At 58.0% G+C, this 16189-nt stretch carries 13 protein-coding genes and 1 pseudogene; 11 read left to right on the top strand and 3 right to left on the bottom strand.

Translation table 11 applies throughout. From position 1 onward, the window contains the following. Positions 1-475 precede the first annotated feature (475 nt). From D9T14_RS00195 to D9T14_RS00145, 11 genes are all read left to right on the top strand, one after another. Positions 476-1189, top strand: coding sequence for a (5-formylfuran-3-yl)methyl phosphate synthase (locus tag D9T14_RS00195; RefSeq protein WP_119161863.1), 714 nt, complete (start codon positions 476-478; stop codon positions 1187-1189). After that, positions 1183-2031, top strand: a complete 849-nt coding sequence (locus D9T14_RS00190; RefSeq protein WP_119161862.1) for an amino acid kinase family protein — start codon at positions 1183-1185, stop codon at positions 2029-2031. Before D9T14_RS00195 ends, D9T14_RS00190 begins: the two co-directional genes overlap by 7 nt. Next, the gene (gene asnB, locus D9T14_RS00185; protein ID WP_119161861.1) at positions 2016-4010 is read left to right on the top strand and encodes an asparagine synthase (glutamine-hydrolyzing); all 1995 of its coding nucleotides are present in this window, start codon (positions 2016-2018) and stop codon (positions 4008-4010) included. Before D9T14_RS00190 ends, asnB begins: the two co-directional genes overlap by 16 nt. Next, entirely contained in the window at positions 4003-5175 is a 1173-nt protein-coding gene (locus D9T14_RS00180; protein ID WP_119161860.1) for a polyprenyl synthetase family protein, read from the top strand. The genes asnB and D9T14_RS00180 overlap by 8 nt, the downstream gene beginning before the upstream one ends. Next, positions 5165-5923, top strand: a complete 759-nt coding sequence (locus D9T14_RS00175; RefSeq protein WP_170175662.1) for an HAD hydrolase-like protein — start codon at positions 5165-5167, stop codon at positions 5921-5923. The genes D9T14_RS00180 and D9T14_RS00175 overlap by 11 nt, the downstream gene beginning before the upstream one ends. Continuing rightward, positions 5920-6807: a UbiA family prenyltransferase gene (locus D9T14_RS00170; protein WP_119161858.1), complete on the top strand. Its 888-nt coding sequence runs from the start codon at positions 5920-5922 to the stop codon at positions 6805-6807. The genes D9T14_RS00175 and D9T14_RS00170 overlap by 4 nt, the downstream gene beginning before the upstream one ends. A 27-nt stretch (positions 6808-6834) precedes the next feature. Beyond that, positions 6835-7770, top strand: coding sequence for a hypothetical protein (locus D9T14_RS00165; protein WP_119161857.1), 936 nt, complete (start codon positions 6835-6837; stop codon positions 7768-7770). Next, positions 7767-8864 (top strand): polyprenyl synthetase family protein, encoded by a 1098-nt coding sequence (locus tag D9T14_RS00160; protein WP_119161856.1) that lies wholly within the window; start codon positions 7767-7769, stop codon positions 8862-8864. The genes D9T14_RS00165 and D9T14_RS00160 overlap by 4 nt, the downstream gene beginning before the upstream one ends. Before the next feature lie 12 nt (positions 8865-8876). Beyond that, on the top strand, positions 8877-9578 hold the full coding sequence (locus D9T14_RS00155; RefSeq protein ID WP_119161855.1) for an ABC transporter ATP-binding protein: 702 nt from the start codon (positions 8877-8879) through the stop codon (positions 9576-9578). Further along, the gene (locus tag D9T14_RS00150) at positions 9575-11953 is read left to right on the top strand and encodes an FtsX-like permease family protein (RefSeq protein ID WP_119161854.1); all 2379 of its coding nucleotides are present in this window, start codon (positions 9575-9577) and stop codon (positions 11951-11953) included. Before D9T14_RS00155 ends, D9T14_RS00150 begins: the two co-directional genes overlap by 4 nt. A 174-nt stretch (positions 11954-12127) precedes the next feature. Further along, entirely contained in the window at positions 12128-13033 is a 906-nt protein-coding gene (locus D9T14_RS00145) for a class I SAM-dependent methyltransferase (protein ID WP_182482068.1), read from the top strand. Here D9T14_RS00145 and D9T14_RS00140 read toward each other — a convergent pair. The 3 genes and pseudogenes from D9T14_RS00140 to D9T14_RS13550 all read right to left on the bottom strand — a co-directional run bounded on the left by D9T14_RS00140 (position 13017) and on the right by D9T14_RS13550 (position 16130). Next, a complete protein-coding gene (locus tag D9T14_RS00140) occupies positions 13017-14480 on the bottom strand; it encodes an aldehyde dehydrogenase family protein (protein ID WP_119161852.1) in 1464 nt (487 codons plus the stop codon). The two genes, D9T14_RS00145 and D9T14_RS00140, sit on opposite strands and share 17 nt — an antisense overlap. Continuing rightward, on the bottom strand, positions 14477-15598 hold the full coding sequence (locus tag D9T14_RS00135) for an alcohol dehydrogenase catalytic domain-containing protein (protein WP_126464185.1): 1122 nt from the start codon (positions 15596-15598) through the stop codon (positions 14477-14479). The genes D9T14_RS00140 and D9T14_RS00135 overlap by 4 nt, the downstream gene beginning before the upstream one ends. A 117-nt stretch (positions 15599-15715) precedes the next feature. Then, positions 15716-16130 (bottom strand): annotated as a pseudogene (locus D9T14_RS13550) (transposase). Between the last annotated feature and the right edge of the window lie 59 nt (positions 16131-16189).

Below are 16189 nucleotides of genomic sequence, written 5' to 3'. Positions count from 1 at the left end.
TGAGGGAACAAACCCGCACAGGCGGAGATTTAGATGAGTCAACTCGGACCCCTTGACAGGCCCGCCATGACGCACCCACAATGGCTAACAAGCTACTGGTGCATTTCACGCATCCGTGCTCACTGTAGGAGTGCGGCAGCAGTGAAAACACCAACCGGCTGATCCGCAGGTTACTTGTCCAAGGGCACCCCCATCCCTACCACACCGCCATCTCATCAGAACTGAACGAACGACCCCGAACCCCTTGGCTACCTCATCCCGAGAAGCTTATCCAACGACTACCCCGTCATGAACTCATTTCGAGTATCAACATTGGACCACACATTCACCCAAGCTGATTTCGCTAACTTCCCAATCAATTGAGGAAACCGGCAATCCTTTGGGTATGTTGGGATCAAAATTCTTTACGCCCCACACTGACAATGAATATACCCAACACATGAACACCATCAAGTAATGTAAACGGAGATCTTTAATGCGAGTACTCATCAGCCCCATCAGTGCTGACGAAGCGGTTATCGCCTACGAGTGTGGCACTGACATTATCGACATAAAGAACACGTCAGAGGGGTCGCTTGGCGCGAGCTTTCCGTGGGTGATTCGCGAGGTCATCGAACGCGTCGGTGATCCTGAAGTGACTTTCAGTGCAACGCTGGGGGATCTTCCTTTCAAACCCGGAACCGCGGCGCTGGCCGCTCGCGGTGCGGTGACCAGTGGCGTCACCTACATAAAGGCTGGCCTTCACGGGCCTTCGACTGTCAACGAGGGTGTGCAGTTGATGAAAGCAGTTGATCGTGCCGCCAAGGAAGTTAACAAAGACGTTTTGGTGGTTACTGCGGGTTACGCCGACTATCGACGTTTCGGCGGTCTCAATCCGCTACAGTTGGTCGAGATTTCAATCGAAGCTGACACGGATCTTGTCATGATGGACACCCTGTTCAAAGATGGCAAGACGCTGTTCGATTCTTGCGATCTGGCAGAGCTCCGAGAGTTCGTCTCGGCAGCTCACGAGAATAACTTGGAGGTCGCGCTGGCTGGATCGATTCGGCTACAGCATCTTGATCAGCTGGCATCCATTGGAACCGACATTGTGGGTGTCCGTGGCGCTGTCTGTGGAGGGCTTGACCGGAAGACGACCATCGACCGCAAAAAGGCTCGCGAGTTCATGATTGTGGCTTCTGCATGCTGATTTCAACGGATCGGAACCAATGGGACTCTGCTGAGTGCCGTGCAGCCATGACTCCGAGGGCTCCAATCGTAGTCAAACTAGGGGGTAGTCTGATATCGAATACTGTGGCTAACTCGGCGATCTTGCTTGAGGAGCGCCTTGCTGACCTCTGTGCGCAGCTACCTCTCGACCGTCCTGTATTTGTCGCCCATGGTACTGGATCATTCGGTAAACCGGCGGCGATCGAGTTCGGATACCTTGATCGTATGTTGTCTGATGATATGGGGAGAGTTGTCTCGCATGTCAATCAGCTACTTTTGGAACTCGAGTTGGCTGTCTATCGGCAGCTAGAGCTTCATGGTCTGAATCCGTTCCGGATCTCACTGCTGGATTGGTCTCATGTGCCGAGTGCTCAAATGACGCGACAGTTGGAGCTGCTCATCATGCGAGGTCACACCCCGGTTGTTGGTGGCGGATTTATCGTCACTGACATCGGATATGAAGTCCTGTCGTCCGATGATATCGCTGTTGGGGCCGCACTTGCTCTGCGGGCTAGTGATGTCGTATTCGCTATAAATGCCCCAGGAGTCTACGATGGCACGACCCCAGATCATCGGGTTTATGAGTCGATCAATGTTGCCGATCTGGCGCGGTTGACCGGGATACCCGACATGACCGGCGACTGCACAGGTGGCATCGCGGCGAAGCTCCGGGTCGCTGCCCGGGCCGCTTCGGCTGGTATCAGGACCCTGATTGTTGATGGCCGGGCACCCCAGAGTCTGAGCGACGCTCTCGCAGGACGATCTTTCCAAGGCACTGAGCTTTTTAGTTTGACGAAAGACACAGCATGTGCGGTGTCGTAGGACTCTTTAGACCGGAAGGCGTTGGTGTCGAGGACGAGCTACTGGCGGCGCGCATGCTGCGCACGGTAGTTCATCGAGGTCCGGACGCACAGACTGTCGGACGAAGCGACAGCGTGGTGCTAGGCAGTGCTCGGTTGGCAATCGTTGATGTGTCTTTCGGTGACCAGCCCTTCAGTGATGAGTCTGGATCGATCTTGGTGGTCTTCAACGGGGAAATAACGAATCATCGTGAACTCTTCTTGCGGTTTCGGGCTTTAGGGCACCGCTTTGCCTCGCACTGCGACGGGGAGGTCATTGCCCACGCTTATGAGGAGTTCGGCATGGCCTTCCCCGAGTACCTCGACGGGCAGTTCGCGATTGCGCTGTATGACCGGCGAAACAACAGGATGGTCTTGGTTCGTGACCGGCTGGGGATTTGCCCTTTGGTCTGGTCCTGGGATGGCACCACCTTGAGTTTCGCATCCGAAGCCAAAGCTCTCTTTGCTGTGAACCTGCCCGATCCCCAGCCAGATCCAAGGGGATTGGCTCAGCTATGCTATTTTGGTACCACCGTCGCACCTCACACGATGTTCGCAGGTGTCAACGCATTGCCAGCAGGGCACTATCTGGTGGTTAACCCGACTGGTTCGCCAAAATTGACTCGTTACTGGCAGTTACGGTGTGCCGAGCCGGGGGCTGGCCGCAGACTTGACTGGGAAGCGGCCCGTGAGGAACTTGATAGTTTGTTGACCAGAGCAGTCGGACGTTGTGCTCAAGGAGAATTTACGCCGGTTGTCTACCTCAGCGGCGGGGTGGATTCGGCCTTTGTCACTGCACTTGCAAGACGGCACGTTCGTGGCCAGCTGACTGCGCTTTCGGTCGGCTCCACCGATCCTAAGCTTGATGAGACCGGCTTGGCAGCCAAGGCTGCGGATTATTTAGGTGTCAGCTTGGTTTCCGAGGTGATGGCGGACAACGAAATTGCCACGGTGTTCTCTTCGTTGATGTGGCACTTGGAAACCCCGACCCTGTCAACCGAGTCGGCCGCCCTGCACGCGCTTGCTTGCCGGGCCAGTGGTTTGAGTAAAGTGATTCTTAGTGGTGAGGGGGCCGACGAGGCCTTTGCTGGTTATCAAGCCTTCAAACAGAGTCGACAACTCAGGTGGATCTGGGACTCGCCACGGCCGATCAGGGGAATGGTTAGTCGTGCGCTTGGGAGTCGGCTTGCATCGAAATGCCTAGTACCGGTCGACGGGCGTTTGGGTCGGATCCGTGATGCCTTCGGTTTCATCCCCGCGCAGGCGGTGGAGTGGGAGTTCTACCGCGAAGTTTTCGCGCCAATCCTCACCGAACCGGCAGGGATATTACTCGAGGCCGATATTCCGCTCGCCACAGTGGATTTCGATCGAGGACTGTTCGCTCGGACGTCCCATTTGAGTGCTTCCTTGGCGGTGTCGTATGAGGTAATGCTGGGCAACTACCTTCTCGGACCGCATGGTGACCGGGTGCTCGCGGGCGCGTCGGTCGAGGGGCGGTATCCCTTTCTTGATCGTGAAGTGGTTGAATTTGCTGCCTCATTGGATGACCAGACCAAGATCGGTCAAGGATGCAACAAGGTGTTGCTCAGGCTTGCGGCCCAGGATCAGGTGGGCCCGGAAGTGGCTTGGCGTCCGAAGAAGCGGTTCACAATGCCGTTTGCCAGTCCATTCACCTCACGGAAGGCGCCTGAGCTTTATCGCTACCTAATGGCTCCGCAAACGATCAATGATTTCGGCTACTTCGACGCCGAACGGGTCGCTACTGTGCTGGATCAATTGGACCGTCCCGTCGTGTCTGGGTCTCGGGGGCGAGAATACTTGGCCAAGTTGCGGCAGGGATTATTGGTGACCTTGGTTGCTACCACCCAGCTTTGGCATCACACCTTCTTTGACACTGTCGCTCGGCCCAGCAGTTTGGAGACCGACCACCTTGACTCGTCAATGGGAGGGAGACATGTTTGAGTCAATCGATCAAGCGGGCGCGGCAGCAGCAAGGATTGAAGACGACCGAATCGAGGTCGACCGCGCCATTGCTGCGCAGATCGACTGGCTGATCCGACGCGGACCGATGGTCGATGACCCCTTCATCGGCGCTATCTACCGCTGGATGGAGCACTATCTCCAAGTAGCCGGTAGGCGATTTCATGGACTCACTACCATCCTTGGTTACCGGGCTGCGGGTGGTACAGACTTAGCGACGGTGCTGCCGATAGCTGCGGCCCTCCAACTCTACCATCACCATACGTTGGTGCACGACGACATCTATGATGGTGATGTCCTGCGGCGTGGGTGGCCGACCAGTCATGTGCACCTCGCCAGCCTGTTTGGTAGCGAACAGGAAGGCGCCAGTGATCCGACGCCTTTCGCCAGCCAGAGTACCCGCAACGGTGTCATCGCTGCCTTCGCCTATGGCAAGATCGGTCGGGCTCTTGCAAATCGAGCGATCTCCTCTGCACCGCTGGATGGTCGGCACGTTCTGACGATTCTCACAATGCTTGAGGAACACGATCTATGGGACAACGTTGGACAGTTGCTTGATGTCTACCATGAAGGCTGTCGGCTGCCATCCTCCGAGGCTTGCCTGCACAATGCCTGGCTGAAAACTGGGCGATTGTTCGAGGTTTGTGCCCGTGCAGGCGCGATTGCCGCAGGTGCGGACGCGTCCATCATCACCGCACTGGTCTCGTGGTCGGGCAACTTGGCGATTGCCTACCAACTCAAAGACGACTTGGAGGATACCGTCGGCGACAGCGAAAAAGGTTTAGGCCGTGGCGTTGGAGTTGATCTGGGAGCCCTGAAACCCACCTACCTGCTGAGCTTGGCGAATGAATTAGCTGATGGTCAAGATCGTGCCATACTTAGTGCTTGGCTCAACCGTGAGCATGGCTACACTGTTGAAGAGTTTTCCGCACTGATTGAACGCACCGGAGCCCGCCGGTTGACCCAGCTCAAAGTTGAAGAACTCGTCTCGGCTGGTGTGGCTGCAATCGGTGCCTTGGGTAGGGTTCGGCCCGATGTATTGGCGGAGATAGCAGAATTGAGCAGATACGCGATCTCCGACGAATACTGGCGTCGGCCACTGGATGGTGGGCGACCGACTGCAGGTAAGGTGGCCAGTGGTGAATAAACACGCGATTGTCGACGTCCACGGAGTTCTGCTTGGCCGGCAGCACTATGATGCTTCGCCGCCGGGAGATCTCATCTCTGGTCTGCGTGAGGCTGGCTACTCGGTGCACATTGTCACCAACTCCAGCAGCATCACTGCTGTTGATCTTGCTAGCGAACTGGTGGCCAACGGTGTCCCAGTCTGCGCGTCCGATGTCGTTACGATGGCTATGGTCGCGGCACATCGGCTGTCATCGATCGGCGTGAGCGAGGTGGCGGTGATCGGCTCAGATGTGCTGCGTGCTGAGCTTGAACGCTTGGTTCCTGACCTTAAAATCGTGGAGGTCGGCGAGTCTGAGGTGCTGCTGGTCACTCGTGATCCTGCTCTCACCGAAGGAACCTTGGATCGCATTCGGCGCCTCCCTCCGCGACGCATTTTTGCAACCTGTAAGGATGCTATATTTGCTGACGCCTCGGGAATCCACGCCGGTCCTGGAGCAACCGTGAGGCGAGTCGAGTTGGCGGCAGGTCGCGAGGCGATTCTTGTCGGTAAGCCGGATCCATACATGATCACCGAATACTTGGGTCTGCGTGGTGACGACCTCGACACCGCCGTGGTCATCGGTGACTCGCTCACTGAGGATGCTGAACTGGCCGAGCGCGCCGGCTGCAGAGCGTTGATCATCGGCACCCCCGAGGTCACCTCATGTGATTTACTTAACGTTGCCCGCCTCGACCAGGCGTTGGACATCCTCAGGGGAATCGAATGACTGCCATCTTCGGTGTGCGGCTGAGGGTTACTAGCGAAATATTATTGACGAACCGATTCCACGCCTTTGTTCTACCGGTCATTCTGACTTCCTTCTGGAATCAGTCGATGCACCTTCCGCTCGACTGGCAGTATTACGTCATGATTACTTCGTCCACCGTGGTTGCCTACGTTTACAACCAGATCACCGACCGTCGCGAGGATTCCGTCAACTATGCTGGCAAAGGCCATTTCTTTGCCAGCAAGCATGTGGCATGGCCGGTCTGTGTGGGGGCGGGATTGGTGGGTGCAAGTTTGGCGTTGCGAGCCGGATGGGATTTCCTGTTCTATTCCTTGATCGTCAATATATTGATGAACTTCTACAGTAGGCCGATGCCATGGCCAACTCTGCCGGGTCTGTCACGGATAAAACAATACCGATACGTCAAGAATGCTTTCGCTGCATTGTGTTGGTCGGTACCGCTACTGGTGACTCCCTACGTCTATGTGGGAAGTTGGCCGCAGTGGCTACAGTTATTGGTCATGATCGTGGTCACCTTCGGGTTCGACTACCTCACGGAATTACTTTGGGACGTCCGTGACGCCAAGGGAGACTTGAGGGCACAGGTGATAACTATCGCAAACACCTATCCGATCCAGATCGTCCACCGGATTGCCCGGGTGGTGATCGCGATCACTTCATTAACTTACCTGATGGGTTTGATTGCCGGCGTGTTGGCGGTTCCACAAGGATGGCTCTTCTTGGTCATGTGGACGCCGTATGTCTGGCTGTTCGTCGACCGCTACCTTAATTCGGATTTGAAGTTACCATTGTCGCATAGATTCGTCATCGTACAGGCAATTATCGCTCTCAGTGCGTTGGTTGTTCAGTTTGTCATCGGGTGATAGTCCCTGCTGGAAAGGAGAAACAAGATGGATCTGACCACTGCGTGGCCGAGGGCTCGTGCGGCGGCCGATGCGGCCTTGGAGCTGACCGTGCCACAGCGAAGGGATGATCAGTGGGTGGTTGCCTATGTGGATGAACCGCGATTTGGATGGGACTGGGATGGACTTGAACGGGGTTTCCTAGCCCCCGTTCATGAATTCAATAGCCAACATCCCGCTGGCTTGCGGACACTCTTGTTGGACCTACTGCTGGCAGGGAAGGAGCCATACCAGCGTCCAGTCGCCCAACTGATCGCGGCAATCGAATGTCAGTACCTCTCGTCGATCATGCTCGATATGGTTACTAATGCGTATGACCTGCCGCGTCAAGACGAATCACTGCCGCTGCCTCCTCCCGTCTGGGTGACGGTTGCCTACAATCTGCGCCAACTCGGCGTCCTGCTTGCATATGAGGGCGATCTCTCCCGCGCACCAGGTACTCGCCTCGGTGAAGCTTTCGGCAAGTATTTGGTACGGCAGGGTCTTGCCCGGTCCGTTGATCTTGGTGCTCACCAGCTGTCGAATGAATTGGAACGCAAAGGGCTGCTCGACTATCTGTTATCCGCGGAGCCTTCCGCGTCATTCGAACTTGTGGGGCTCACGGCTGCTGCTGTTATCGGGCAGCCACAGGCGGGCACCCTGCTGGCCTCGGTTTGTCGACACCTCGGGGTGGCGTTGCGCCTGGAAGCAATCTCCAGATCGGTGCTGGATGCAATCGGGGAGGACCCGGTTGTTTCGACCGAGTCTTGGCTGCCCGAAATGGTCCTGCGAGTGGACGCTGACCCGGCGGCGTTGGCCGCCGAGCAACTCAGTCTGGCCCGCTCGTTAGCCAAGCACTCTCTGCCGGGAGTGGATCAGGCGGTTCTCAAGTTCACCCGGCTTGTTACCCCTAGACTGTATGCAACGATCGGAGTCAAGGCATGAGTGTAACCCTCGCCCCCGGAATGACTGGCTCTTGGGCTGAGCAGTACAAGGCTTGGTTTCCTTTTGCCCGCCAAGCCGTACTCGAGACCGTTGATCGGTGGGACACAGCTGCGGAGATCCGCAAACTGGCCGGAACCGATCTGACCGATGAGATGACTGAGCTGCTACTACGCGACTGGTACCAGCCCTTCCGTTCCTACTTGAATAGGACAGGAAAGATGATCCGGCCAGTGTTGGTCTGCTTGACCGCCCGCTCATTGGGAGTCGATCCTGTGAAGGCCCCCAGTTTTGTGGCGATGGCCGAGATAATCCATTCGGCTTCGCTGGTACTGGATGACATTGCTGACGATTCTGATCTGCGTCGCGGTGGGCCAACCGCGCATCGAATGGTCGGAGTGCGTACGGCGGGAGCGCTCGGGTCATCTTGGTTGAACATGTGCTTTGACATCCTTGCTAATTCCCAGTCGGTACTGCGTGATAATTCGAGGAGGCGGCTGGGGCGTGAGCTTGCCTGGGAACACTGGGTGACCGGTCTCGGCACTACCATTGATACGATGTGGCCGTCTGAGGAGTCCATGGTCCACGACCCGCTCGAATACCTGCAGTCGGTAGTACATCGCTCGACTTCTTACACCTATCGGATGCCATTCAAGATCGGGGCGAGTCTGGCAAATGCTGACGATCGGGCATTCTCGGCGTACTCGAGGCTTGGTGAGGAGATCGGGCTGGCCTTTCAAGTGATCGATGACCAGCTAAACGTGGCTCCCGTGACAGAAGAATGGGGTAAAACCAACGCCGAGGACATCACCGCGGGCAAGGTCACGCTGCAAGTGCTGCTCGCCCTGCGACGGGCCGACCGCAAAAGGGCGGCAGAACTGGTTCGCATCCTGCGGGCCAACACGACCGATCAATCCGAGCTGCGAAGCGCAGTGGACATTATGCGGGAGTGTGGTGCGCTCACCGAGGCGCGGGAAATTGCAGACAAACACTTGGATGCTTGCTTGCGCATCGTCTCCGACATGGATTTCCTCCACAGCGATGATCGTGAGCTGTGGTGCAGTTTCATTTCATATCTGTCGAACCGCGATCGATGAGAGGGAATACCTATGACCACCACAGAAATCGACCGCGGAACTATCCGCGTCAGTTCATTGACCAAAACGTACCCGGGGCCTGTTTGCGATCTGAAGGTGCTTGACGAGGTTTCGGTTACCGCTGAACGGGGCAGTTCCATTGCTTTGCGAGGCGTCTCGGGTAGCGGTAAATCGACCCTGCTTAACATCTTGGGTGGTATCGAAGTGTTCGACTCTGGTAAGGTAGAGGTCAGCGGGGTCGACTTGGGTGCTTTGCCACGCAGACAACGCTCCGACTTCCGAGCTACGACTATCGGGTTTATTTTTCAGTTTTTTAATCTGTTGCCAACCCTCACCGCTTTGGAAAATGTGTCTGCTGCACTCGAACCGCTGAGAAAGCCGACTGTCGAGCGGCGTATGCGTGCGTTGGAAATGTTGGACGCGGTTGGCATCGCACACTTAGCCGATAACTTTCCTGCCCAAATGTCCGGTGGCGAACAGCAGCGTGCCTCGATTGCCCGGGCGATGGTCAAACAGCCCCCGCTGATCCTGGCTGATGAGCCAACTGGTGCCCTTGATCATGCGAATGCGAAGCAGGTGCTCGATTGCCTGACCCGGCTGCAGCAGCAGACCGGCACCACGCTCGTCGTCGCCACCCACGATCCGATCGTCACCAGCTATGCCACTGAGATCTGGGAAATGGGTGACGGTGCCATCAAGGTCTGTGACTCATGATCAAGATCCACAATCCCGCTCACGTTCTTCCGTTCAGCTCGCTGCAGAAGTTCGCCCTCGGTTCGGCCTGGTCGATGGCCGGTCGACTGATGGTGCTGATCGCGGTAGCATCCATGGCCTTCTCGATACTGGTCGGCGAGTACTCGGCCATGTCGAGCATCACGAAGGCGCGAAATAATTGGTATTCTGAGGGGCATCTCGCAGACTTGGAACTGAGGTTCACTCCCTCGCCGAATCAGCCTGCGCCGCGCTTTGATGGACTGTCCGGCTTAGCTGGCAGCACATCTCGCCAGGTCCTGTCCGGACGCACGCAGCTGGCCGAGACCAACGACTTGGCGCTGACCGTGATCTTTTCTGATTCGGTGTGGGCCGGCACTCGGCTCAATATTTTGACGCCCCTTAAGGGGACCCTTCTTACGCGGGACGATGACTCTGGAGCGCTGATCGACCAGAGCATGGCGAAATACCATTCAGTTGATGTCGGTGACTCACTGGAAATTGAGGTCGGTGGCGCCACGCGAACCATTACGGTTCGTGGTATAGTTCGTGATCCTGAGTTCCTCATTGCCCCGCTCAACCCGAGCCTGTTCGTCTCGGCCAAGGGTTCTATGGGGGTGGTCTATCTGTCCCCATCAGAGGCGTCGTCGGTAGCCAACAGCGTTGTCTTCGACTTCGAGTCGGGGCAGGATCTCGACGCTGCCCGGGAGGCCGTGCTTAATGAGGCTGCTGCACAGAATCTGACCGGAGCCTACGCCATGAAGCGCGAAGAACAGTTCGCATACCAGTATGTCGAGAAAAACCTTGACGTTTTCGATGTCGTTATCCCCCTGATGGTGCTTGTGGGAGCGTTATCGGCCGCCTTCGTGTCGATGTTCCTATCGGCGCAGTGGATTGCGAGAGAACGCAAGGGCATTGCGGTGCTTCTGGTCCAGGGGCACCAACCCGCCGCTGTGGCTCGCGCCTACGTGCTGCCTTATATGTGGTTGGTTGGCTGGACCATAATAATGGGTCTGCTGGGATCGGTGCTCGTGGGACATGCCTTCTTGGAGAACTTCGCGTCTTCGGTCGGGTTGCCGAGCGTGCCGTTCATCCTTGACCCCGTGATGATCGCAATCGGTTGTATCGGCACCTTGGCGGTCTACGGACTCGGCGCTGCGCTAACCTTTGAAAGGATCTTCCGGATGACGCCGCGTGATGCCATGACACGCACCATCGATACCGGTCGCAGCGGCCGCGTCAGAGGCGTCCGGCTGGGGGCTCTGGTGCCGAACACCACGGCGCGCCTTTCGATCAGAAATGTTCAGCGCAATCCGTGGGTTTCGGTCCTGACCACGCTGGCCATAGCGATTGGCTTTGGTCTGACGGCAGCCTACTTCCTGTCGTATTCTTCGGTGATCGCCACTTCTCGGTCGGCCGTCGTCGGTAACGAGTGGGACCTGACTGTAGACTTCGCCGAGCCACAGTCAGATGCCCAAGCGGCAGCTCTCATGTCGAAGGCTGGCGTGAGCGAATGGACGCCGACCATCAAGACGGCGGCCCAAGCGACCAACGGTTCGGTTATAGAGAACCTTTTGATCGGCGGCTTCGATCCAAAGAATACCTGGCACAAGGTTACCCTTGTCGAGGGCTCTGACATATCCGAGTCCGACCCGGATGGCGTGGTTCTCGAGGCCGGGCTCGCCCGAAGGTTGGCGCTTGAACCAGGTGACACTTTCACAATCAAAGCGGCGGGAACCGAGCACGAAGCCCGAGTAGTGGGGATTATGTCATCTGCACTGCCCGGTGAAGTTCGCTCGACGGTGGTGTTCACGAGCTCCCTGACTGGTAGTGACCTGTTCTCTGGCGTCCTAGTCAAGGTCTCGCCTGACAAAATCCCCTCAACTACCAATGCCCTGAACTCCGAATCGGGGGTGCAGCAGGCTTTGAATAAGGACGAGATAGTCAAATTGATCGTTGCTTCTTCCGACCAGATCACAGCACTGCTGTGGCTCGGTGCCCTGACGAGCATTGTCGTAGCACTGTTATTCGTGGCAGCGTGCCTTGGCTACACGATCCTGGAACGCAGGCGCGAGTACTTGCTGCTCGGCCTGCTCGGTTTCCGCAACCGGACGATTCGCGGCACGGTTGTCATGGAGGCATCGTTGCTTGGGCTGAGTGGCATCGTGATCGCTTTCCCGGTTGCCTGGCTGGTTTCACGACTGCTCAACGAGCGCATCTCGGATGTGTGGTTCAACATCGATAGCCAACTGTCGGCCCAACCATTCTTGATGACTTTCGGGCCCGGCCTTGTCCTCTTGCCACTTGCCGCGCTGCCGTTGGCTCAGTGGGTGCTGCGAGCCAGTGGTTCGGACAACCGCGAGCGAGGAATCGGCTGACGAGAGTAAGGAGTAATAATGCAGCGCACTTTGTTGACGGTTGTGCGGTGTCCGTCCTGTGGTTCGAAGGTGGAGCTCGCGTCCCCAGAGCTGGGCAGTTCGTTGATTGAAACCGGGATACTAAATTGTTTGGGCTGCGCACGGTCGTACGCTATTGTCGATTCGGTTCCGTGGATGTTGGCTGAAGATAATCTGGATCGTCGCTCAGTTAAAGGGTTCAGCTTCCAATGGCGGATCCGTCAGAGCGGCGCAGGCGAGAGCCCCGGCGTGATCTACGGCTACCGGATTCCGCAACTTGTTGAGTGGATGTCGCAGTCTTTCTTCGATCATCTCGATGCGACCACACAACAGCATTGGATTCTGGATGCAGGTTGCGGTTCGGCTGAAAAATCGGCTGAGTTGGCGATACGCTATCCTCGGCACCAAGTGGTGGCAATTGATCAGTCATCCACGATCGGGCAGACTGCGGCCCGGTTAAGCGGCATCACCAATTTGCATTTCATACGTGGTGATGTGTTACAACCACCATTGCTGACCGGAGCGTTCAGTCAAGTGGTGAGCATCGGCGTCCTCCACCACACGAGGTCAACCCGGACCGCCTTTGAAAGGATCGCCGACCTAGTCGGCCCGGCCGGAGGGTTGCTCGTCTGGTTGTATCCTCGTGAGGGGGAAGATTCCTTCTGGGATGGCCTGTACAGGCAGCGGGACCGTCACTTCGCGGGTTTGGGCAGCAAGCTGCCCAAACCTTTGGTAATGGCGTGGTGTCGCGCCTACGTGAAAGTGTTTTCCAATCAGATCAAGAGTTTCCTTGTGTATGAGCACGAACGCAACTGCCAGATCTTCCCGCCGGAGATCTACCCGGTCTTCCGCAACCGGGCCGAGATGTCTCGTTCGGCAGTATTTCTGTCGTTCGACAATGTCATGCCACGCTACCAGTTTCGACATGACAGACAAGAGGTCGCCAGCTGGTACGAGGCGAAGGGATTCTGTCCCCCGAGTACCAAGTACCCAGGTTTTTTCGCCGCTAGGCGCGGGCAGTCCGGCGATGCGGCGCTGGCAAACGTCAACGCTGTACCATAGTTGACCGGACGGTGAGCCATTTGGTCTTGGTAAAATTGGTTATGTTGGAGATCTGGTCGCCGATTGTCGAGTTTCCAGAGGCGCCCCAGCCGCCAAACGGGGCGCCGACTTGGTAGTCGACAGTGGGTTCGTTCACGTGGACGATTCCGCAGGTTATCTTGGCGCCTAACTCCGCCCCTTGAGTCACGTCGGCGCAGAGGACGCTAGTGACCAAACCTGGCCCTTGCTCGTTGACCAGAGCTGCTACATCTTGGTCGTCGCTGAAAGGTGATATCACCGCTACTGGACCGAAGATCTCTTCCTGCCAAGCTGGAGATCTTCTCGCTGGTTCGATAAGCACCGTTGGTTCGTAGCATAGGCCTGCTGTCGTACCACCCCGCACCAGCTCTGCTCCAGCGGCGATACTGCGGCGAACTAGGTCGTCGACCCGGGCCAACTGCTTGGTGTTGATTAGCGGGCCCAGATCGTTCGTGGGGTCAGCAGGATCGCCGATCTTCAGTCGGTTCGCGTAACCAGTCAGTTCCTGCACGTAGGCGTCAACCTGGCTCTCGTGGACCAGATGACGCCCGGTTGACATACAGATCTGACCCTGATGGTAGAAGCTACCAAATCCGCCGCAACTAGCCGCCAGCTCAACGTCGGCATCCGGTAGCACCACCAGTGCGTTGTTGCCTCCTAACTCGAGCAGCGTGGGCGTTAGTCGCCGAGCTGCGATTTCGGCTATTCGTTCCCCGACTGCGGTGGAACCAGTGAAGGTTACCTGCCCGACTCGGGGATCGGCAACGAGCGCCTCACTGATCTCGGCGTCGCCGGGGATCACGCTCAGCACTCCAGTCGGCAACCCGCTGACTTCGAACATTCCTGCCAGCCATAGCCCCCCGCTGATTGCGGCGCAGGGATGGGGCTTGAGGACCACGGTGTTTCCCAGCGCCAGGGCGGGAGCAATGGCCCGGACGGCTAAGTGGGCAGGGAAATTGAACGGGGCAATGACCGCCACGACTCCGATCGGTTCCCTGTGGACGGTAGATTGGCGCTTACTGCCGGGCTGGGGCTGGGTAAGACTCAGTTTGGCCAGCTCTACGGATTCCTGAAGCTCGGCGATCACGAGATTGACCTCGAGACGGGCCTTGGCTACTGTCGAACCAGTCTCGTGTACCAGCCACGCCACCAACTCGTCACCGTCGGCGCGCAGGTTGTCTGCGGCGGTCGAGAGGACAGCGATACGCGCTTGCCTAGCTGCTGCCCACGTCCGCTGGGCCGTGAGGGATGCCCCCAGCGCTTGGTCTACCTCGTGGGTGGAGCATTCCCCAACAGTGGCGAGCTGGTGTCTGGAGAAAGGACTGGTGACCGCTAGTTCTCCGGTGACCGGTTGCCAACCAGCCACGAACACCGAGCGGGTCCAGCGAGGATCAGGCTGAGGGGCCGGGACAACATATTGCCGGGTCATGGTTTGTCCAGCGCAGCGGGAGCGGCCGGGGCTAGAACGACCGGTTTGATCACTAGACCCGCTGACTGGTCGGCCAGCGCTTGGGACAGATAATCCGATGGGTAAACCTTAACCAGTTTGTCGAGGGGGAAACTGCCGTCACGGCAGAGATCGGCAAGCCGACCGATGGTGCGGTTGATGTCACCGGCTCCCAGCACCCCTTGGACTCGTTTACCCCAAACGAGTCGATTGTGGTCTAAGGATATGGTGGTGCCTGCGCGCGACCCTCCGATGAGTACGCACACCCCACGCGAACCGACGGCGGCGATGGCGGCTTCGGCGAGCTGCGGGTTACCAGTGCATTCGACCACCGCAGCGGGCCGGTGCCCAAGTTGACTGCGGAGCAGCTCGGGCAACTCGGCAGGGTCTTCAATCATGAGCGGATCGGCCCCAAGCTGAGCTGCCAGTTGGAGCTTGGCGGGCTTACGGTCGACGGCCACCACATGTGCTCCAGCCATGCTGGCGGCTATGATCGCGGCACTTCCAACCGAACCGACACCCAAGACTACGACGTTGGTTCCCGGCTGCGGCTCAATCACGTCGTCGACTGCGTGGAACGCGGTTGAGAACCCGCAACCGAGCGGCGCAATTTTGGCCAGTGGGAGTCGGTGGTCGACCGCCACCAAGCTGCTCGCCGCGACGATAGTGTGACTTGCGAGAGAGGATTGGCCAAAAAAATGGCCGCCGAGCTGCTTCCCGTCTAGAAAACGGTAAGCTCCTTGGCCGCTCAGGGGTCCTCCGACGCGGACGCCAGCCTCAGTGGCCCGTCTGGTCTGCTCACAGTATGAGGTTGCACGAGCGGTACAGGCGGGGCAGTCACCACAGCGAGCCCAGCCGAGCACGACGTGCTCGCCAGGGTGCAGATAACTCACGCCCGGCCCCACCTCTTGGACGATCCCAGAACCCTCGTGGCCGACCACACCGGGCAGCGCGAAATGCCGGGTGCCATCGATTACCCGTCGATCAGTGTCACAAATACCGCTCGCAGTGAGCTTGACGAGCACTTCCCCAGGTCCGGGTGGGTCAAGCTCAACAGCTTGCCAGGTAAGATCTGCTCGGCCGTAGGTGACGGCGGCCATGATCAACACTGTGGGTTTCCTCCTCAGAGTTACCACCGATTATTCGGCGAGGCTGGCCTAATGGGGTCTATCCGGTAAGTGGTGTATGCGTGACCAGCAGTTTCAGCGAGTGGTCCTCTAGAACTGTCCGGCGGGGGTGATCACGAACGCGTTCAGCGCAGGTTTCGGCCCCAACACACAGCGTGCCCTCCTGCTGCCAGTGGGGTCAAGCGATCGCGTCACCAAGTACAAGATATTTCAGTGCCGCCTGCTCATTCTGGTGAGTGCCGCGTACCCGGACGGCTCTGCGGTAGTGGGTGCTGATCGGCTCGATGGCGTTGGTTTGCAGATCACAAGCAGGATCTCGGCGTCGTACTCCAGGAACGGCACGGTGCTGCTCCCAGGAACTACCCCAGATGTGGATGATCGCCGGGTAGCGTCCGCTCGCGGCCGTGGCGCGGGCAGCAGGGGTGTCGCGGCAGACGGCGATCAACTGGCTCAAGGACAAGGGCTGAGGCTGCCGCTCCGCGGCTGGTTGCAGGCCTCGGTGCACTGCGGCGGTGACAAGGCGGCTCTCGGTGGGGCAGCCGTGAGGTCGGTCAGTCTGACGCG

It is taken from the genome of Propionibacterium australiense (genome assembly GCF_003666605.1).
Lineage (GTDB): Bacteria > Actinomycetota > Actinomycetes > Propionibacteriales > Propionibacteriaceae > Propionibacterium > Propionibacterium australiense.
The sequence above is the reverse complement of the archived record's forward strand: the minus strand, read 5'-3'. Positions and strand labels throughout refer to the sequence as shown.